The sequence below is a fragment of the Phycisphaerales bacterium genome (assembly GCA_020852515.1).
GTDB lineage: Bacteria > Planctomycetota > Phycisphaerae > Phycisphaerales > UBA5793 > UBA5793.
Genome location: JADZAS010000013.1, coordinates 626,120 through 646,599 on the forward strand (window position 1 = coordinate 626,120; position 20,480 = coordinate 646,599).

Here is a 20,480-nt window from a genome sequence, read left to right on the forward strand (position 1 = left end):
CAGCTACGCCACCTGCAGTGACGCCGCGTTGACTTTGACGTCCAGCAGCACACCCGGTTCGCGCGGGCCGATGCCGATGGCGATGTAGTCGGCGCTTTCACGCAGCGTGGGGTCGCTGATGCAGCGCCAGCAGTCGATAATCCGGCGCCGCTGGCCCGCGCCTGCGAGCATGGCCCGATTGATCGCCGCATACTCCGGCCACGGCGTGGCGATCACCAGCACGTCGGCGGCGGCGAGGCACTCGTGCAGCGCATCGACGAAGCGCACCGCGTCTCCAAGCGCCGCCCGGGCGTTGGGCAGCGCCGCGGGATCGTGCGCAATCACCGGCACACCCTCGGCCGCGAGCATCTGCGTGAGCAGCAACCCCTGCGACTGCTCGATGACTTCGGTGTGCGGCTTGTACGACAGGCCCAGCACGCCAACGGTGTGCTGCGAATCGGTCAGGTGAGTGCGAACGAGATCGGCCAGGCGGCGCACTTCGGCCCGGTTCGTCTGATCGACGCTGCGCGCCAGGTCAGCCCCCGCAGCGGCCAGTTCGGCAGCGCGCGCCAAAGCGACGTTGTCGCGCGGGAAGCACGGCCCGCCGTAGCCCACCGCGCCCTTGAGGTATTTGCGGCCGATGCGGCTGTCGCAGCCCAGCGCGCCCGTCACCACATCCACATCGGCACCTGGCAGGTTCTGGCAGATGCCCGCGATCATGTTCGCAAACGTGATTTTGGTCGTGATGTACGAATTGACCGCGATCTTGGTCAGTTCGGCATTGATGAAACCCATCCGCTGCACGACTGGCTCGTTGCGGCACACCCTGCGGTAGAGGCGCTCGAGCGCCGCCCCGGCCCGCGGATCCGATTGCCCGATGAGCACCATGTCGGGATGGAGGTAGTCGCGGATGACGCTGCCCAGCGCGATGAACTCGGGGCTGTAGCACAGGCCCAGGGCGTCGCCGACGCGCTGGCCGGAGGTGAGTTCGAGCACTTCGCGGATCTCGCCTCCGGTGGCGCCGGGCATGACGGTGGAGCAGATGCTCACGAGGTGGTAGCCGCGCCGGCTGCGCAGAGCCCGGCCAATCGAACGGATCGCGCCGAGGACAAACTTGAGTGAGAACCGGCCATCCGGATCGCTGGGCGTAGGCACCATGACCAGTGTTGCATCCGCCTGCCCCACGGCGCGGTCGATCTCCGTCGTCGCGCTGAGGCGGCCTCCGCTGCGGCCGATCATGGCTTCAAGATCAGTTTCGTTGACGGGCGCACGGCCGGCGTTGATCGCTTCGACCTTGGCCGGGTCGGTGTCCACGCCGATGACGGTGTAGCCGGCGGCGGCGAGGCAGGCGGCGATCGGCGAGCCGAGTTTGCCCAGCCCAATGACCGCGATGCTGTTGATGGTCGGTTCGTGCATGAGGGGTCCTTCCCGTTCCGTGGCCGCGCGCGATCCGTGCGCGCAGCATCACCGTCCGGCTTCATCGTCGAAGCGGCGTCCCCGACTGCAAAAACTGGCGTCCCAGTGGCGGGTGCCTTCGGCCGGAGCGCTCCGCTGCGCAGAGCCTCCGCGTCGCGGCTAACTGGATGCCTTGGTGCCTCGATGCCCCGGTGCGTTTCACTCACCCCACCGCGCGGCGGTACGACCAGATGCCGCCGCCGAGCGCGGCATCAAACTGGCGTCGCTCGAGCCCCGCCGGCGTGAGCACGTGCGTGCTGTCCCAGATGGTCAGGGAGAGTTCGCGACCGCCGGCGAGTCGGAAGTTCTCCTTCGCCTCGGGTCCGCTGCGGGCGCCCTTGGCGCCGCCGCGCGCGTGCCCGTAGTCGTGGTTCTGGTGCACGGCGGTGACGCAGGCGGTCGCGTCGATCACCGGCACCTGCAGTTGTCGCGCCCGGTGAATGAGCCAGTTGTCCCACGAGAATCGGCCGATGGCAAAGGGCGGCACCCGCCCCCAGATGTCGCGGTGATAGAGAAAGTAGTCAATGCCCGTGGGCCGGTGCAGCACGCCGCGTTCGGCTGCGGCGCGGCGCAGCGGCGCTTCCCAGTCGCCGTCGAAGTCGATCGGATCGCGCTGGTCAAAGTCGGTGCGCTGCCCAACCATGAGCAGGCGCTTCTTGGCGCGTATCGCCCGGCGGGCCGCCTCAGCAAAGTCGGACATCAGAATGACGTCGGCGTTCACGTAGCACAGGTGCGTCGTGTCGGCCGCGGCCCGCGCCTGCGCAAAGAGATCGTCCAACAGCGGCGTGCCGTACTCGTTGCGCTTCACGCGCGGCACATGCGCGATGCCAGACTCGCGCGCCGCCTCGGCCGTGCCCTCGTCATCGCCGAAGAGCACGACGCGCACATCATCTCCCAGCAGCGTCCACGATCGGATCGCGTTGCGCTGAATCACGTCGATGTGATCGCGGAACGGCTTGGGAATGGAGAACAGCGTCAGCATGATTCAGGCGGCGGTCAGAGACCTGGCGGAGTGGGGCGCAGCGCCGGCGCGGCCGGGCGAAACCTCCGGCAAGCGCTCGTTGAGCAGACCCCAGTTGGCGTCGTTGAGGATGATTGGCTTGCCCGTGCGGCGCATCTCGATGGCCCACTTGTGAAACTCGGCGTGGCTGAGCTGGGGAATGCCCGCCCTGGCCAGTCGCGCGTCGAGCGCCGCCTGGCCTTCGGGCGTGAAACCGGACCCCGTGCCGTGCTCGATGTGAAACATGCTCAGCGGATCGCGCCAGACGTGTTCGCAGGCGCCGGCAAAGTGAGCCGCGGTGCACAGCACCGAATCGAGGTGCATCGAATAGATCTGCAGTTCGGCGTAGCCGCGCACGTCGAACCATCGCTGCCGGTGCATCAGGGTGAAGTCACCGCACGCGTTGAGATGCAGCCGCTTGCGCGTGACCGTCGGCACGGCGCCCCAGTCCTGCAGGGCTTCGAGCAGCCGCACGCGCCACGTCGGCTCCCAATAGATGCGGTGGAACTGCCCGGATCTCAGATCGCGCGTTCCATCGCGCGCTTCGAGGCGGATGCAGTGCGCTCGGCACCACGCCAGCCTCTCATCAACACTCGCGTGCACCGGCACGTTCGGATCGACATCCCAGCGGTCAAGGCGGTACATCCGATCGTGGCGCAACTGCTGCTGCGCGATGTGGGCGACGAGTTCGTTGGATAGGAGAATGTCGATGTTGGTAGCCAGCACGAACGAGCCGCGGGCCCGGCGGATGCCGACGTTCTTGCCGATCATCTGAAAGAGCGGCAGCTGCTCGGCATGCTCGTACGTTCGATGCAGCGCCGGCGGAACCTCGATGATCCGCACGTCGGTGTGCGCACTTTGCCGCGACCAGTCGAGCGCTTCTACGAGGCGCGGTCGATCCACCGGCGGATTCCACTCCACGAGAATGAGTTCGCTCGGCAGGCGATAGCGCTCGCACTGCGCGAGCAGGCCATCGACGAACAGTTGCATGCGCCGCAGCAGATCCCCACCGTGATTGTCGTTGCGCGCCGTGGCGACAATGCTGAGATACGGGCTCGACCGATCAGCGCTCATCGAACCTCTCCTGCGTCAAACGGTCGATCGTTGCGCACTGCCAGCAGGATCCAGCTCGGTTCGATCCAGAACCAGTCGCTGCAATTCCGCCTGATCGCCGGTGCGAGTCGGCTGATCGCTTCGACCACGCCGCAAATCGACGCGCACGTCTCCTGCGCCAGGGGATCGGGGCAGTAATCGTGCCAGAGCAGCAGGCCGCCGGAGCGGACGAGCCGCAGCGCGTTGAGCGTGTCGCTGGTCACGACTTCCGCCGTGTGCCCGCCGTCGATGAGCGCGCTGTCGAAGAAGCCGTCGGGAAGGTTCGAAGCGTCCCATTGCCGGCTGTCACAATAGACCTGGCACAGGCGATGGCCGAGACCCGCTTCGTGCACGAGGTGGCCGATGGCGCCGAGCGCATCGGTGCGGACGACCGTGCGGCCGTTGCGCGCGGTGCGGGTGACGAGCGATTCATCTCGCGCGATGCCCGATTCGTCCAGCCAGGCGTCGTACGCCCAGCGTCCCTGCTCGTCCGCCTCTCCCTCGCGCAGGTTGATGGTCCACACGGTGGCCTCGCACTCCTGTAGACACGCCAGCGCGCTGCGCCCCTCCCACGTGCCAAACTCAAGGTGCCGGCGAGGCCGCGCGTGGCGGTAGAGATACCGCAGGATCGGCTCGTCATTCTCCTCCATGCGCCACTCGTGCAAGGAACGCGTTCGACTCTGGGATGTCGGAGCAAACGCCACCGGGAACTGCAGACGCTCATGCAGCCGATCGACGGGCTGCGATGGCGCAAGCGATCTCGAACGATCGTCGCCATGTGCTTGTGGTTTGGCTTGTGCGGTCTTCATCGCTCTTGCTGCTGCACTCACGCTCGCCGCACGAGATCGAACCAGTTGAAATCATCGTTGTGGAAATCGAACGCGAGCACGACTTCGAACTGAGCCGGCGCCAGGGCGGCTGCCAACTTCTCCATGTCGTACCACTCGACCCACGGCGTGCCCTCGCCGTCCGTCTTCTCACCCCACTGCTCGAACGGCAACCGTCCTTCGCGCTCCCAGCGCTGCTTCGGATACGCCAATTCGATCCAGCGGCCGCCGATGGGCAGATGCTCGAGCAGCGCCCCCACTTCAGCGCGAATGAAATCAAACGGCGCGTTGATGAGCGAGCCCTGGCACCAGATGACGTCAAAGTGGCGCGGCAGGGCTTTGAGCGAATCGAGGTCTTCCATCAGGAATGACTGGCAATTCGACACTCCCAGCAGGCGTGCGAGCCGCTTCGTGTTGGCCACGTTGGAAGGGACGATGTCCAGCAGCGTCATTTCCGCGCCGTGCTGCGCGAACGTCAGGCCGTCGATGCCCATGCCGGCGCCGACGTCGAGCACGCGCTTGCCGCGGAGGACGTCTTTGTAGAGTTCGTGGTACCAGCCGCGCACGGAGTGGTTGTCGCCCGTCGTGCTCACCTGCACCTGCTGCTGCCAGTAGCGAATAAGTTGGGAATCCGTCATCGAGGCCAGGTCGGCAGTGCTCACGCGCCCGTCGGCTGCGGCGGGCACCGTCTGCCACTTGTTGCGCAATGCCTCGAGCGATTGTTTGTCGCGCGGATTCCAGCGGTGCGGGGCGTCGCGATCCTGAAAGACGGCTCCATCGGCTCTGGTGATCATGAATCAGCCTCCATGCTGATCGGCTTATGCACTCTGCTTCAGTTCGACCGGCGTCGTGCCATACGTCGCCCGGCTACGGGCGGCTTCGACGAGCGCCTCGGCGGACTGGCTCGCGCGCTCTTCCGGCTGGGTCGCCTCGCTCTGCGGCGGGCTGATGCACCCCCACGCCGCGCGCGACGGCGAGCGGGCGATCTCCACGTACGCCAGCCGCTCCATCTGCTTGAAGAGTTGCCGGAACTTCTCCTCAGGCACGTCCGCATACACGCGGCAGTTGTTCACTTCGCCGATGCGCCGCCACTCCTGCGGATCATCCGTATTGATCACGCCCTCGGCGCGCAGCTTGTCATAGTCCGGGCTGCCCGGCAGCGGCACGTACCAGTTCACGCCGATGCTCGGCGGCTGGGTGCGGCGAAGAAAGTCAAACGACGCCTCAATGTCTTCCTCGCGCTCGCCGGGGTATCCCAGCAGCATGCTCGCGTGATAGGGAAACTGCAACCTGTTGTGCAACTCAGCAGCTTCGTAGTTTGCCTCGACCGGGCACTTCTTGACCATGAGATCGAGCACGCGCTGACTGCCGGACTCGAAACCATAGAAAAGGTACCGGCAGCCGGCGGCCCACATGAGTTTGAGCGACTCTTCGCTGACCTGGTTGGGCCGGATGTTGGCGTACCACTCGACGCGCTTGTGCGTGCCGCGCTGCAGCATCAGTTCGCACATGGCGCGGATGAGCTTGCGGTTGTTGCCGATTGTCGAGTCGGTGAAGTACACGGCGGTGTTGCCGAATTCTTTGTGCATGTACTCCATCTGCTCGACGAGATACTCGGCGCTGTAGAAGCGCACCGCCGAGAGCGCGTTGTAGGCGCAGAAGGCGCATTTGTAGACGCAGCCTCGTCCCATGATCATGTCCAGGCTGCTCGTCTTGCGGATGCTCATGCGCGCGTACGTCGGGTGCGCGTAAAACTGATAGTCGCACAGCGACCAGTCGGGGAACGGCAGGTCATCGAGGGGCTTGACCTCATCGCCGGCCGAGGGCATGAGCGAGGTCTTGCCCACCACGCCGCGCACGGTGATGGGCGCTGCCCCGTCGGCGAGTTCGACGATGCCCAGGTCCGCCTCGCCCTTGAACGAGTAGTCGAAGCCGAGTTCGCTGATCGTCTTCTGCGGCTCGGTCGAAGCGTGAATGCCCCCGGCGATGAACAGCGGCTTGAGACCGATCTCCGCGCACGCGGCCCGCGCCGCCGCGACCGCCTTCTTCACCTCAAAGTAGTGAATCGAAAAGAACCCGAAGCCGATCATGTCGGGCTTGAACTCGTGGATCTGCGTCCTGAGGTTGTTGAGGCAGGCATCGACCTGCCCGCGGCAGACGACGAGATCGCGAATCATGTCCACGATGCGCACGTCGTGGCCGTGCTTGCGCAACTGCGTCGCCAGCAGGAGCAGCGAATACGGCCCGTTGCGCCACTGCCGCGACAGGTCGTGATCGCGCACGCCTTCGTCGTGGTAGTTCCAGGGCTGGACGAGCATGACTCGGGTCATCGACGACTCTCCGCGGTCCGGGCGCAGGATCAGCGCAGGCCAAAGCAGCCTCGCCGTGCTTTTATCGGATCACGCGGCGTCGGACCTGAACAAACCCGGTTGATCGGGGCTGGATTCCGCCGCGGCGTTGAGCAGCTGCGGCTGCCAGAGGGTGAGGATCGGCCCGTCGAAGCGACCGGAGAGTTCATCAGCGCGGCGCTGCACCTGTGCGGGGTTGACATTGGCCAACACCACGCCGTCGGGCTCCAGGGCCGCCGCGCGCGAGGTATCCACGACGCGCAGGCCCCGATACGTGATGTCGGCAAAGGCCGGGTGATCATCGGCAATGGCCAGAATGGTCAAACCCGCCTCCCGGCAGCCGCGCCAGGTGGCCAGCAGGTTCTTGGCGCAATCGGCGATGACGACGCGGCGCACGCGATGACCCCGTGCCCATTCGGCGATGCGCCGGGCCTGCCCGTCGAAGCCGAACGCAGACTCGAACGCGGCCGGGCTCAGCGGCTGGCGACGGTCCCGCAGATCGCGCACCGACTGCCACCTCGCCCCCGCCCGCCCCGCCAGCGCTGCAAGTGAACAGCGGGCGTGCCGGGCCAGCGCGGTGTACCGCTGCGCCCAGTCCGCTCGGATCGCCCGCCGCCAGGGCGCGGGGATATACCGATCGACCACCACGAGGTTGTTGCGCATGTCCAGGCGATGGATGAGAGCTGACGCCCGATTGCCGGCGACCTTGTCGTGCCGAAAGATCAGGTCTTCGAAGCGGTCGATCCGCCAGCCCGCGTTCCAGATGCGCAAACTCAGGTCGTACTCCTCGGCCTGGCGGAAGAAGTCGGTCGGAAAGCCGCCGACCTCGTCGATGACCGCTTTGCGCAGCACGACCGCGCCGTTGGCGACCACGGTTGGCAAGGCGCTGGCCTCGAGCCGCCCATCGGGCAGCACGACCCGCCCCACCACCGCCCCGACGCACTGCTCGCGATCGAGATGGGCCATGCTGCGCGTCGCCGCGTCGCCGATCGGATAACTGTCATCATCAATGAGCAGAATGTACTGACCTTTGGCGACCTCGAAGGCGTGGTTGCGCGCCCAGACGCCTTCGTTGCGCGTCCGGGTGATGCAGGTGATGTCGAGATCATCGCGGCTCGCCTCTTGGCGCGTGCCGTCCGTCGAGCCGTTGTCCACGACGATCACTTCCATCGAGCCGTGCGGAAGCGACGGGTTCTGAGCCAACTGGTCCAGCGTGTGACGCAGAGCGGCGCGGCGGTTGCACGTGACGATGACGACGCTCAGGCGCATGGCGCCGTCTCTCTTTTCGCCCGGGGAATCTCGCGGCCCGCTTCTTCCTGCAGCAGCGCGTGGATCCGCCGCAGCACGCGGCTGAGCCCGGCCGAATAGGTCAGGTGCTGCTCGACGTAGCGTCGCTGCCTCTGCGCGATCGCACGGCGCGCCGATTCATCGCCTGCGAACCGTTCGAGGAATGCATCGAGTTGCCCGCCGTCGGCGAAGCGAACCTGATCGAGATCCGCGGGAGATTCGTAGATGTAATCGCGCCCTTCGCGCCGGTGGGCGCGGTAGAGCGCCACGGGGTCCGTGCCGCGATGGTCGTCGTAGCGCCGACGGCGGTCGAGCAACTCGCGCCACTGCTGTTGCGCCTCACCCCGCAGGGCCGCCTCGGCCTGGGCGGCTGTTTCAATCGACTCGTCGAGATGCTCCTCGATGAACGTTGCAATCTTCGGCGCCAGCGTGTCCATCGGATGCGCTCGCACGAGAAAGAACCCGCCCGCGGCAATGCCGTCGAGCCACCGCTGATGCAGGAACATGTAGGGCACGACCTGCAGGTTGATCATCGCGCTGCGCGTGAGCGATTGGAGATCGCTCCCGTACTGCACGGGCCCGCGCGCGAAGGGGCCCAGCGTCGGATGATTTTCCCAGCCGGCGCCGTAGAGACCCAGGCTCAGCCCCAGCCGCGCGCACGCCGCGGCGGCCCATCCCATTGCCTGCTGGCGATAGAGCGCGTTGTTGACCGAGGCGAACAGGCGCATCGCCAGCCGCGCCGGTCCGACGCCGCCCGCCAGGTCCAGTGCCATCTCCGCCGCGCAGCCGCGAACGATCGCATCCACTTCGCCGACGGTGCACAGGCTCTGGCCGCGCGCGTAACACGCCGCGATCGCCTCGCAGCAGGCGCGGACCAGCCGGGCCAGTTCGGGCTGGCTGCCGCACTCGGCGACGAGTTCATCCGCCAGCGCGCCGGCCGTCGCCGAAGCGTTGGAGACGTAGACGACGTCGTCCGCTTGCCGCGTCGGGATGGCGTCGAGGTCGGGCAGGCGCGTGGCCTTGGGCATGTAGATGCACTGCCGCGCGGGATAGCCGTAGTCGTGCTCGTAGACCGCGGCGGTGGTGGTGAGGACAAAGTCGCGCGGGCCGATCGCCGCGCCGGCGTCGCGCTTCATGAGGTTGGGCAGATCGTCCTGGATCCAGCAGACGAAGGGCAACTGGGGCGGGAATGCACCGCGATGTTCGTGGCGAAGATGGTCGATCTGCACGACGAGATCGGGCTGGAAGTCCGCGAGATGTCGCAGCAGATTGCGCCGCGAATTGCGGTGATAGGCAGTGGGTTCGATTGGAATTCGCGTCGCCCAGCCCAGTTGCTCGAACGCGGCCGCGAGATCACGCGTGGAATGCTGCAGGACGGTCGAGAAGCGCGTCGTCAGCAGCAGCACGCGGGGCTGACGCGGAGGACTGTCTCCGAACATCGACGCGATCTGACCGCAGACGACTCGCGCGTAGAGGCGCATGGCCCGGTCGGCGAGGCGCTGTTCACCGTGCTGGATCATCTCGATGATCTGGCGCAAAGCCGCGACAGACTCCTCCGCCGCCACTCCCTGCTGCACCGGCCGCTCGGGCAGCGGCAGATAGGCGTCGGCTTCGAGCGCTGCATGCAGCGCCGAAGCCCAGTCCCGCCCAACCCACCACTGGAAGCGAGGATCCTCGATCGGCCCTGTTGAGCCGGTCCAGTCGTGAATCATCAGCGTCGCGAGAAGCACATCTGGATGCGGCTCAATGATGTGAACGCATTGCTGCTGGCCAAGCACAAGTTGAGCCGGCTCGGCTGCGAGGCGGGTAAGCACGTACCCGTCTCCCACGCCGCACAGCGCCAGGCACCGGCCGCGCTTGAGGTCGTCAGCGAGGGCGTCGATGATCGCCGCAGCCGCCGCGCTCGGCTGACCGCCCGGGGAAAGGACAACCGGTTCGCACCCCGCGGCGGCTTGGACAATCGTCGCCTCGCCTCCGGCTGTCAGTGCCGGCCGCGCGGTAGACGTCGCGCCGGCAAAGGACGCAAGGAGCCGATGCAGCGCCGGATGGCGGCGCTGAATCGCCGCGAGATTCCGGCTGAGCAAACCGGGTTGGAGCGCGCGTTCGCCAGGTTTGTCCGAGTCTGAGATCACCGCTCCTCATCCTCAATTCCGCGTCTACACAGCCGGTTATCGGGCAACCAGCCGGATGCGAACCAGAAAAGAAAGAAGGCCCGCGCGCCTGCGCAGGTCTTGCGTGTGTCTGATGAGACGTGGCCAACCCTACGGCTGGATCCGCACCGAAACCTTGTTGGTCAGGTGTGGATTGCCGCCCGTGATCGCCCCCTGCAGATGCACGATCCGCGCGGCGAAGCTGCGCGCTCGGCTGGCTCGCCGACGTGGCTCCTGCAGGCTAATCCGTCAATGTACCACAAGCCGGGCCCGATTGCAAGCCCCATTCGCAGGGGCGGATTCCCCGATTCTCTCGACCGCCGCCATTTGCGCAATTGCCTTGCCAGCCCTTGATACCGCTCTTTCTGAGCGCACAATTACAGCGTGACCAGCGCCCGGGCTGACCCCCGGGGCCAGTTTCATTCAACGAGAAGAGGAAGAAAGAACATGACCAGGCCAATCAGCAAAGCGTTCATCATTCCGTTGCTTGCCGCAGCCGCAACCTCGGGAGCCGCGCTGGGGCAGACCAGCGAACTCTACCTGACCAGTTGGGATACGCCGCAGACATTCGTCGTTCAGAACGGCGCCATCGTTCGCCAGTTCAACCGCTCCTCGACCTCCGATGGCCCCGGCCTCGTCGTCCAGAGCAGCGTCAAGTGCATTGGTCAGGACGCAGGCGCCATCGGCCGGGAGTATGACCTCAACGGCGCACCGCTCTCGGGAACCTACACCAACCCATCGTACTCCAGCCTCTATGACGGCGCGACCGACGGCGTGCACAACTGGAGCATCGCCCACAACGACTTCAACACCAACTTTGCCGTCGTGCAGGGCGACGCCGACTGGCAGAATCTCCAGGTGCTTTTCGTACCCGTCAATCGAAGCAGCGGCATCACCTATGACTCGAGCCGCAACAGTCTCTGGATCAGCAACAACATCGGCGGCAGTGACCGCGTGCAGCAGTTCGACCTCAACGGCAACCTGCTGTCGGAGTTCCCGGTGTCGCTCCAGGGCGGTGGCGGCTACGGCATCGCTTGGGATCCCGCCGACGACACGCTCTGGCTGACAGGGGCATTTGGTGACGCCGGCAGGATCTATCAGTATTCCACCAGCGGTGCCGCGCTTCAGACGCTGGCGATCCCGGGAATCGCGCCCAACATCCTCGGCGCTGAGTTCCAGGCGGGCGGCGGTCAGCCGCGCTACACGCTGCGCATTTCCGGCGCGTGCCCGGGTACGCTGACCGTTTCCTGGAGCAACGCCACGCCCAGCCGCCAGCAGGGAATCGTCTTCGGCAATAACCTGGGCAGCACCATCATCCCCGGCGGCCCGTGTGCGGGAACCATGCTCGGCATCGCCGGCAACGTGCGGCTAGTCAACACCGTCGGCACCGGCAACGGCTCGGGCAGCGTCAACGGTCAGGCCGGCACCTCCGCCTGCGGGCACTACCTGCAACTCGTCGAGTCCGGATCGTGCAACACGAGCAACGTGGCGCAGATTCCGTAACGTCGCGTGCAACGCGTTTGGTCCACTCGAAGCCCAGGCAGCCTTGCCTGGGCTTTTCCAATGGCTACAACAACGAACCGATGAACCGCAGCCAGTCGCGCAACGCGTGGGCCTTTCTTGCCTTTCCGCTGGCGATCATCGCCCTGTTCGTCGCGCTGCCTTCGCTCGCCGGGATCGTGCTGTCGTTTTTCGAGTGGTCCGGCGGCGGCTCGCCCCGCTTCATCGGCATGGAGAACTACCGCGCCCTGGCCGCGTCGGGCCCGTTTGCTCCGGCTCTACGCAATACGCTCATCTTCGCGCTGGTGACGGTGCCGATCACGACGGGCGGGGCGTTTCTCATTGCCGCGGCCCTCAACGCCGAGTGGTTTCGCGGTCGCACGACGCTGCGCACCGTGCTGTTCATCCCCACCATCGTCTCGATCGTGGCGATCGGATTCATCTGGCGCTGGGTGCTCGACCCTTCGCCAGCCGGGCTGCTCAACCACGCCCTCGAGTGGTTCGGCCTGGAGCGCAGCGGTTTGCCCGACTGGCTCGGCCACGGGCCGTGGGGCCTGGTCACCATCATGGGCGTGTCGATCTGGCGCAGCCTGGGCTTTGCGGTGGTGCTCTACCTCGCGGCGCTGGGCGGCGTGCCTCGCTCGATGTACGACGCCGCCGCCGTGGACGGCGCCACGTCGTGGCAGACGCTCTGGCACATCACCTGGCCCGGCGTGCGGCCGATGACCTTCTTCCTGCTCATCACCGGGATGATCGGCGCGCTGCAGGTCTTTGACATCGTGCTCGTCATGATCGGCACCAGCGCCACCGGCTGGACCGATGTGCTCAACCTCTATCTCTACCGCGAGTTCACGCTCAACCGGCTCGGTTACTCGTCAGCCCTCGGGGTGATCATCCTGCTGCTCACCATCATCATCACCGCCATCCAGTGGCGCTCGCTGGGCGGCGCGGAGGCGGGCGCATGAGCGAGCGGCACGCCATCCTGCGACCACCTGCGCTGAGCCGATGGCTCATTCATGCGGCCGTCTACGCCATCGCGCTGACCATGCTCATTCCCTTCGCGTGGATGATCGCCACGTCGCTCAAGACGCGCGGCGAGGCGATCAGTTCGACGCCGACGCTGCTGCCGCCGGGCTGGCCGTGGCAGTGGCAATGGGCCAACTACAGCCAGGCGTGGGAGACGGCCAACCTCGGGCGCTACTACATCAACAGCGCGGTCGTGGCGATCGTGGTGACGCTGCTGGCCGGCGTGCACAACGCGCTGGCGGGCTTCGCGCTGGCCAAGATGCGCTTTACCGGCCGAAAGGTCACGTTCACCGTGCTGCTGCTGGTCATGATGCTGCCCGTGCAGGTGTCGTTCATCTTCGCCTACGTCATCTGCGGCTGGCTGGGCTACGTGGACAACTACCAGGCGCTTATCGTGCCCTTCCTCGCCAGCGCCTTCGGCATCTTCTACATGCGGCAGGCGATCACCTCGGTGCCCGATGACCTGCTCGACGCCGGTCGCATCGACGGCTTCAGCGATTTTGAGATCTTCGTGTACATCATCGTGCCGTCGATCAAGCCGGCCGTGGCGGCCCTGGCGATCTTCACGTTCATCGCCTCGTGGAACTCGTTCTTTTGGCCGCTGATCGTGATCGACAGCAACGACATGGCGACGCTGCCGCTGGCCGTGGCGTCGCTGTCGAGCCAGTACTACACCGACTCGTGGCCGGTGCAGATGGCCGCGGCGACGATTATCACCGTGCCGCTGATTCTGGTGTTTCTGCTCTTCCAGCGCGCCTTCGTCGAAGGCATCACACTCACAGGCATCAAGGGCTGATGCCGCAGCGAGAATGAACGACGAACATTCAACACAAGGACGTCGAAGGCACAAAGAAACACAAGAGAAATACGATTCAAGCCAACACCTCAACACCTCAACGCCTTGATGCCTTGATGCCGCGATGCCTCTTGCGTCTTCATGCCTTTGTGCCTTTGTGACTTTCTGTCTTTGTGCTAACCGCTGGCCTTCCGACTGCGCCAATGAAATGAAACTCTCCATCGCCCTTATCCTCGCGATCATCATCAGCACGCTGGTGGTGCTCATTCCCCCCGCGGCGCTGCCGGTGCAGAGCGAGACGCTCACCATGGCGGTCTGGGGCATGCCTTTCGAAGACCGCCTCTTTCGCGATGGCTACGCGCGCGGCTTCGAAGATCTCCATCCCGGCTGGAAGATCAACTACCAGCGCCAGACCCAGATCGTCGAAAAGTACAACGCCTGGCACGTGCAGCAGCGCGGCGCCGATGTCATGCGCGTCGGCATCGACTACTACCACGCCTTCGTCGACAAGGGCATGCTCACGCCGCTCAACCAGTTCATCACCGATCCGCAAGTCGGCCTGAGCGAAGCCGAGATCGCCGACTACTTCCCGCAGATCTGGCGGCAACTGCAACTCGGCGGCGAGATCTACGCCCTGCCATCCGACAACGCGCAGTACGGCCTCTACTACAACCGAACGATCTTCGACGCATGGAACGACGCACATCCTGATGAGCCGATCGACTATCCCACCAGCGAGTGGACGTGGGACGATCTCGCGCGAGCCGCGCGATTGCTGACAACAAAGGACGATCGCCGCCGCACCGTGCAGTACGGCATCATGTTCGACCTCTGGGCCTGGCCGTTCATGGCGTTCCTCCACCAGGCCGGCGGCACGTGCTGGGACCAGGCCGGCACGACGACGATCATCAACTCAACCGAGGGTGTCGAGGCACTGACGTATCTCGTCTCCATCATTCCTGAAGACGCGCCGATCAAGGCCATCGGTTTGGCCGACTCGGCGGCGAGCCCGGCGCAGCTCTTCAAGATCGGCTCGCTGGCGATGCTGCTCGACGGCTCGTGGCGGGCGCCAAATCTCGAACTGGACAACCCGGATCTCGATTACGCCGTCGCGCCGCTGCCGCATGGCAGGGAGCGGGCCGTGGTCAGCGGCAGCGTGCTGTGGGCCATCAGCAGCCACAGCGAAAGCCCGCGCAAGGCGTGGGAGATGATCAAGTGGATGACCAGCGAGCAGCAGTCGCTGCGCTACTGGGACGCGCTGCGCGTGGCGCCGCCGGCGCGGATCAGTGTCGTGCAGTCCGAGGTGTTTCGCTCAACGCCGGGTCTGGTGACGGAGGATGGTGTGGTCCGCGTGCCGCCGATGAGTCGCGAGCAGTATCCTCTGCGGGCCCGGTGGCTGGAATACGCGATCACGCCGGATCCTCAAACGGGCGATCGCCCGGGGTTCGTCGAGGCTTCGCGCTACCAGATGGACCTGCAGAGCGCGATCACCAACGCGCTGGTGTCGGCCGTGCGCGATGGTGTTGATCCGCAGGCGGCCCTCGACAAGGCCGCCGCGGATGTGCACGCGATCATTGATCGTGATCGCGCGGCCAAGGGCTTGCCGGCGATCGTGCGCAAGTGAACTACGACACGCCACCAGGCCGAAGCGCCAGCGAGGTTTGGACTGCGCTCTGCGAGAAGATCGGAAACCTCGCTCCCGCTTCGGACTGGTTATTCATCGCCCAATCACAACTCCGGTCGCGGATGCGGATGATTCCATCGCTGCCACAAGGCAGCGAGCAGGTGTGGCGTTGCAAAATGGGGGGGCAATCTCAGTCTTCCCGCTGGTCCTGTCACTACCATGGCCGGCAACCCCCCTCCGTATCCTTGCACGAACAACGTTGCCTCACCGGCGATCCAACGACGTCCGCGCTGATCATCCAGCGCCCCCATCGACGCGATAAGAGGCACTGATGTCATGTCAACCGCACCCAGGTCCTCGGGTTCGAGAAAATGCTCGATCAAATGAGTTTCAGATGACAGCCTGGACGCGATCGCACTGTCAAGAACCGTTGCTGGACAGTCGAGTCCACGCGACTCCATCCACTGACTGAACTCGGACCAATTCAACCGCCGCCGATGAGGTGCGAGACCACCGAGTTGGAAGATCCGATGAACCACCAGGTAGTCTTCGACGGCGCGAGACACGGCATCTTGGCCGTCTCCCACAATGCCGACCCGCGCTCTTTCGTTCAGTGCATGCCGTCGAGAACGCAAAGCGAGCCAAACAAAGAGCGCGGCCAGGACCGCGGAGATGCCTGCTATAACAGACAGGGGAACAGTGCTCTCCACTACCACGATCGCAGCCCATACAGCGCCGCCGGTAAATGTGAGTAGCATTGCCGCAGGAATGCAGAATCGCAATGGCATTGGATCGACTGGCCAACTGATGGTGATGATCACCGGACGCATCATGAGTTGCCCTCACTCTAACAAGCGGCGGAGATAGCTGACGTCGAGTGTGCTCGCGCACGATGTGTGGCTCGCCCCGATCAGTCGCTCAAGCAGATACCGCCCCGCCGGGTCGCTGTGGTCGAGACTGCTCACCGTCAGGACTCCCTTGCCGACGCGCGTGTGAAAGAGCATGTCAAACACGCGCGGCCGGCGCTGGTCGTGCGTGTACACGCAGCGCACGAGCGGATCGATGAACTCGACCAGGCCAAGACCCTCGACGGGAATGAGTCGGGCGTACGTGCGCGTCAGGTCCATGCCGAGCAGATCGACGATCCACTCGCTGTCGCCCTTCGACAGCGGCGACTCCTCGATGACCAACGGACATTGACCAAAGAGCCACTCGTAATTCGTACCGAGTCCGCCGCGCGTCTTTGAGGCGAGCAGCACTACTCGACCGCCGGCATGCAGAAAGTCCAGCAGCGGCGCGGTGAGCTTGTGCGTGAGGATCGTCTGCGCATCGGTTGGAATCGGTCGATCATGGCGCCACGGCCGCAGCTCAGGCATGAGCCGCGCGGGATCGGGCAGGCGATTCACCCATCGCTTTACCGGCAGTCCAAAGCCGCGCGAGTAGCCTCGTTCGAGCACATCCGGCTGGGCGTCTTCAGCGGCAAACGGCGGGCCGTCGAGTCGGTAAACGCCGGTCGGCGCCGCGGCAGCAGGCGGCACTATCCACACATCCCAGACGTTTGGCTGCAGCCCCTGGGCCCTCGCTTCGACGCGCACGCGACGTGGCCGATCCGCCTCACCCGGCCACTGCACGTCGATCGCCGCCGTCGCCACCTCACCCTGTGGGCAGCGCAGGTTCGCGGCACCGACTTCGCGGCCGTCCAACGAAAGTATGACCTCGCCATCGAACGCCGCGCCGCCGAAGTTCGACAGCAGCACCTCGACACGTTCGCTCGTACCGGCAACAAACGACCGCCGGTGCTCGGGGGTGCGCAGGATAAGCGGCGCATCGGCGAGCCAGCCGCGCATCTGCCCCGGCGTGAAGCGCCAGCGATCGAGATCATCTTTGAAGCCGCACATGCACACCGCGACGTCGCGCAGGTGGTTCATCACGATTCCGCCATGATTCGGGTACTCGCGGAACCGTTCGATCTGGAACTTGCGGCCCAGCAGGTGATGCCGATCGCTCTGCATGCGGAATCGTTCGACAGTCTCGGCGCCGTAGCGATGCCGCAGCGCGCGCTCGGATTGCCGGCCGCTTTCGAACATCCCGGGCAGCCACCACGGCCGCTCGCCGCCGAGGCGCTGCGCCAGCGCCTCGAAGTCCGGCCAGGACGAAAACGCGATGGTCTCGCCCATGACAAACGGCTTGATCGCCATCGTCGCCAGCGTGTCCTGCAGATCGGCAAGGTAATTCACCCAGCGGTTGTTGTTGTCGTAGGTGTGTTCATCATGCAGGTCGGTGCGCTCGTGGTCCGCCCATGCAAAGCTGGCCGTCTGCACCTGAAGCAGTGCGCCTGGCAGCATGGCCCGCGCCGTCTCCCACCACCACTTCGCCAGCTCCGGATGGAAACACGGATGCTCGCACGTCGCGCTGACGATGACCACACTCGGGTGATTGCGGTCGCGGCGCATGAACGCTTCGTAGAGCCGCCGGTATTCGGGCAGGTGCTCATCATCCATCGGCGCGTGCCAGTTGGGGTGCTCCTGCCAGATGAGCATGCCCATCTCGTCAGCAAGGTCAAAGTACCAGCGCGGCGGATACCACATGCACAGGCACACGCAGTTGAAGCCCATCGCCAGCAGCACTTCGAACTCTTCGCGGGCTTGCTCGCGCGTGGGCGCCGGCGCCATGTGCTGCGGCTCGTGGCCCCAGTGCAGCACGCCGCGAATGTGCAGCGGTGAGCCGTTGAGAATGATGCGCGTGCCCTCGACGTGCAGGTCACGAAAGCCAAAGGCAGCGCGATGCGACTCGACCTGCCTGGCGGCGTCGATGAGTTCGACCTCCAGCGCATACATCGCGGGATCAGCCGGCGACCACAGGCGCGGCGAGGGCACGCGCAACGTTCCCGAAACCTCCGTCGCACCTGCGGCGACGGGAATCTCGATCGCCTGGCTGCCGATGCGCGCGCGAGCGGCGCCGGCGCTGGCCGCCGGGCCGTCGAGTTCGATGGTGAAGCGCACCTGCCCGCTCGCCGCGTCGGCAACGACGGCCACGCCATCCGGCCGCGCGTGCAGGCCACCGCAGCCGATGAGCCGCAAGGGCTGCCAGATGCCGCCGTGGTGCAGGCTGAGCATGTCGTGAAAGCCCTTGGTGATGTGGCCGGGTCTTTCATCGACGCGGATGAGAATGTCCAGCGCCGCGGCGGGGGCGGCGTGTTTCGAAAGATCGAGTTCAAACGGCACGTAGTCGCCGCAGTGCGAGCCGATGCGCTGCCCGTTCACCCACACCGTCGCCTCAGTCGCCACGGCCTCAAACTGCAGCAGTGTGCGGGTCCAGCTCCACGCTTCTGGCAGCGTCACCTGGCGCCGATACCACGCGAAGGAGTGGAAGTGCACGCCCAGGTCGCGCTGCCACGCCGCGGGAACCTGCACGGCTTTCCACGGCGGCTCGAGCAGCGGCTCACTCCACCACATCTCCGCAAGGCCGACGTTGCCGGGATCGGGCCGAATGTAGCAAGAGCCGCACAGGTCGATCCGCGCGGCGGCAGGCGGGGGGCGCGTTGCATCTGCAGCATGGGACACGGGCATGATCCGATCAGCAAGGAAGTTGCCGCAAAGCGTAGTCGCTCCACGCATCTGAACCGAAACCGTCCGGCCGCTGGCCAAACCTTTCACCACTGGGCGCTGAGATCTGGTCATCCTCGCGCGACCTCCACCGCGGGAGATCCTCGCCGCAGGTCTTCACGGGGCGAGCAGCGAAACCGCGGCGGGAAAGTTGCCCTGATTTCAAGACATTTCCGGCAAGCGCGGCGAACCCGGTACGGCGGTTGCACGTTGCCAAGGTGGCGTGCCGCCCGGCCCGCATCGATTCGCTTTCTTTTTCCAATACCGAGGAATGCCATGTCTGCTCGATTCACTTCTCGATTCTCGCTCGCCTGCGCCGCTTCACTTCTTCTCGCCTGGACCGCCGGCGCCCAAGCCGATCTCCAACCCGCCTGGATTTCGCGGCTGCCTATCGGTTTCTCGCTCAGCGCCGGCCTTGGCGGCATGGTCGTCGATAGCGCCGGCGTTACCTACATGACCGGCACCGGCGGCTCATCGAGCAACGTTGACATCATCACCACCGCGTTCGGGCCGGACGGAGCCGAACTCTGGACGAGCACGTTCAACGGCACCTACAACTGGCACGACCAGGGGCGCGGCATCACCATCGGAGTCGACGGCTCGCTCTGGGTGTGCGGGAACACGCCCGCGGCCGACAGTCGCGCCAAGGTCCTGGCACTCAAATACGACCGCGCAACAGGCGCGCTGCTCCAGCGCATCGAGTACACGAGCGATCCCTTCTACGCGGAGCATGCCCAATCCATCGCCGTGGATGCGGCGGGCAACGTCTACGTCGGCGGAGGCACGAATGGCGACGGCTCAGACGTCTACGTTCTCAGTTTCAATCCGGCCGGGAACCTGCGTTGGCGGAAGACCTGGGACGGGCTCGCCTTCGGCCCGTTTTCGCAGGATCACCTCCAGCAACTGGCGCTTGCGCCGGATGGCAACCTCGTAGCGATGATCGACGGCGTGGCCGCCAACAACCACGCAGACTACGTCCTCATCAAGTACAACGCCGGCACGGGCGCCACGATCTGGGAAACGCACTGGGGCCTCGGCGGCGATGACTTTCCCAACGAGATGATCATCGACACCGATAGTGACATCTACGTATGCGGCATCGCCCTGGCCCTCGAAGGCAATGACCGCTATGGCACGATCCGCGTGCGCGGCGGCGACGGAGCGATCATGTGGGAGAACTACGCCGGACGCGACTACCACAACGCGCAGCGCGGCTTCTCCATCGACGGGCGCGGTGGCGTGTACGTCACCGGGAGCGTCGATCCGGACGGCGACCGGAGCAACGCCAACGACAACTTCTACTCCGTCAAACTCGACGCTGACACCGGCTCGCAACTCTGGTCGCATTCCTACGGCGCCAACTGCCTGTATTGCTCGGACATTCCCGGCGACATCGTCGCCGACAGCGCCGGCAATGTGCTCCTCGCCGGCACGTCGCTCAGTGCACCCTACTCGGGCCACATGCTGCTGTTCGTGCTCGACTCCGGCACTGGCATCGAAACTGATCGCGGCGTTCTCGCTCCAACACAGAACGAGGGCTACGGAATCGGTTCGCTCGTGCTCGATGCGCAGGAGAACCTGCTCATCGGCGGCGGCACCGTCAACGTCAATACCGGCGAGAAGAACTACCTGCTCATCAAGTACGACTCTCTCAGCGGCGGCTCGTACGCGCTGACGGTGCAGAACCTCGTGGGCGGCTCCGACGCCGCGTTCACGATCATCAACGCCACGCCCAGTGTCAACCAGTACATCGTCTACAGCCTGCGCGGGCTCGGCTCGACGTTTGTGCCG

At 65.4% G+C, this 20,480-nt stretch carries 15 protein-coding genes; 5 read left to right on the top strand and 10 right to left on the bottom strand.

From position 1 onward, the window contains the following. Nucleotides 1-3: 3 nt before the first annotated feature. From IT430_08800 to IT430_08835, 8 genes are all read right to left on the bottom strand, one after another. Complete coding sequence (locus IT430_08800; protein ID MCC6908023.1) at nt 4-1,395, bottom strand: UDP-glucose/GDP-mannose dehydrogenase family protein; 1,392 nt, start codon at nt 1,393-1,395, stop codon at nt 4-6. A gap of 202 nt (nt 1,396-1,597) precedes the next feature. Next, nucleotides 1,598-2,416, bottom strand: a complete 819-nt coding sequence (locus tag IT430_08805; GenBank protein ID MCC6908024.1) for a hypothetical protein — start codon at nt 2,414-2,416, stop codon at nt 1,598-1,600. A gap of 3 nt (nt 2,417-2,419) precedes the next feature. Next, nucleotides 2,420-3,508 carry a hypothetical protein gene (locus IT430_08810; GenBank protein MCC6908025.1) on the bottom strand — a complete coding sequence of 363 codons (1,089 nt, stop codon included), beginning with the start codon at nt 3,506-3,508 and terminating at the stop codon, nt 2,420-2,422. Beyond that, complete coding sequence (locus tag IT430_08815) at nt 3,505-4,176, bottom strand: class I SAM-dependent methyltransferase (protein ID MCC6908026.1); 672 nt, start codon at nt 4,174-4,176, stop codon at nt 3,505-3,507. Before IT430_08815 ends, IT430_08810 begins: the two co-directional genes overlap by 4 nt. Nucleotides 4,177-4,352: 176 nt before the next feature. Beyond that, nucleotides 4,353-5,147: a class I SAM-dependent methyltransferase gene (locus IT430_08820; GenBank protein MCC6908027.1), complete on the bottom strand. Its 795-nt coding sequence runs from the start codon at nt 5,145-5,147 to the stop codon at nt 4,353-4,355. Nucleotides 5,148-5,171: 24 nt separating this feature from the next. Continuing rightward, the gene (locus tag IT430_08825) at nt 5,172-6,683 is read right to left on the bottom strand and encodes a B12-binding domain-containing radical SAM protein (protein MCC6908028.1); all 1,512 of its coding nucleotides are present in this window, start codon (nt 6,681-6,683) and stop codon (nt 5,172-5,174) included. 69 nt (nt 6,684-6,752) lie between these two features. After that, nucleotides 6,753-7,970 (bottom strand): glycosyltransferase, encoded by a 1,218-nt coding sequence (locus IT430_08830; protein MCC6908029.1) that lies wholly within the window; start codon nt 7,968-7,970, stop codon nt 6,753-6,755. Then, nucleotides 7,961-10,120 (bottom strand): hypothetical protein, encoded by a 2,160-nt coding sequence (locus IT430_08835; GenBank protein MCC6908030.1) that lies wholly within the window; start codon nt 10,118-10,120, stop codon nt 7,961-7,963. Before IT430_08835 ends, IT430_08830 begins: the two co-directional genes overlap by 10 nt. 465 nt (nt 10,121-10,585) lie before the next feature. Here IT430_08835 and IT430_08840 point away from each other — a divergent pair, with 465 nt between their 5' ends. The 4 genes from IT430_08840 to IT430_08855 all read left to right on the top strand — a co-directional run bounded on the left by IT430_08840 (nt 10,586) and on the right by IT430_08855 (nt 15,084). Next, nucleotides 10,586-11,641: a hypothetical protein gene (locus IT430_08840; GenBank protein ID MCC6908031.1), complete on the top strand. Its 1,056-nt coding sequence runs from the start codon at nt 10,586-10,588 to the stop codon at nt 11,639-11,641. A gap of 80 nt (nt 11,642-11,721) precedes the next feature. Further along, the gene (locus IT430_08845; protein MCC6908032.1) at nt 11,722-12,603 is read left to right on the top strand and encodes a sugar ABC transporter permease; all 882 of its coding nucleotides are present in this window, start codon (nt 11,722-11,724) and stop codon (nt 12,601-12,603) included. Beyond that, nucleotides 12,600-13,460, top strand: a complete 861-nt coding sequence (locus IT430_08850; protein ID MCC6908033.1) for a carbohydrate ABC transporter permease — start codon at nt 12,600-12,602, stop codon at nt 13,458-13,460. The genes IT430_08845 and IT430_08850 overlap by 4 nt, the downstream gene beginning before the upstream one ends. Before the next feature lie 208 nt (nt 13,461-13,668). After that, nucleotides 13,669-15,084, top strand: a complete 1,416-nt coding sequence (locus IT430_08855; protein MCC6908034.1) for an extracellular solute-binding protein — start codon at nt 13,669-13,671, stop codon at nt 15,082-15,084. A 104-nt stretch (nt 15,085-15,188) separates the two neighbouring features. Here IT430_08855 and IT430_08860 read toward each other — a convergent pair whose 3' ends face one another. Continuing rightward, entirely contained in the window at nt 15,189-15,905 is a 717-nt protein-coding gene (locus IT430_08860) for a hypothetical protein (protein MCC6908035.1), read from the bottom strand. 21 nt (nt 15,906-15,926) lie between these two features. Next, nucleotides 15,927-18,647, bottom strand: coding sequence for a hypothetical protein (locus IT430_08865; GenBank protein MCC6908036.1), 2,721 nt, complete (start codon nt 18,645-18,647; stop codon nt 15,927-15,929). 318 nt (nt 18,648-18,965) lie between these two features. Here IT430_08865 and IT430_08870 point away from each other — a divergent pair. After that, nucleotides 18,966-20,480: PQQ-binding-like beta-propeller repeat protein (locus tag IT430_08870; protein MCC6908037.1), on the top strand; the 1,515-nt coding region annotated here is incomplete at its 3' end.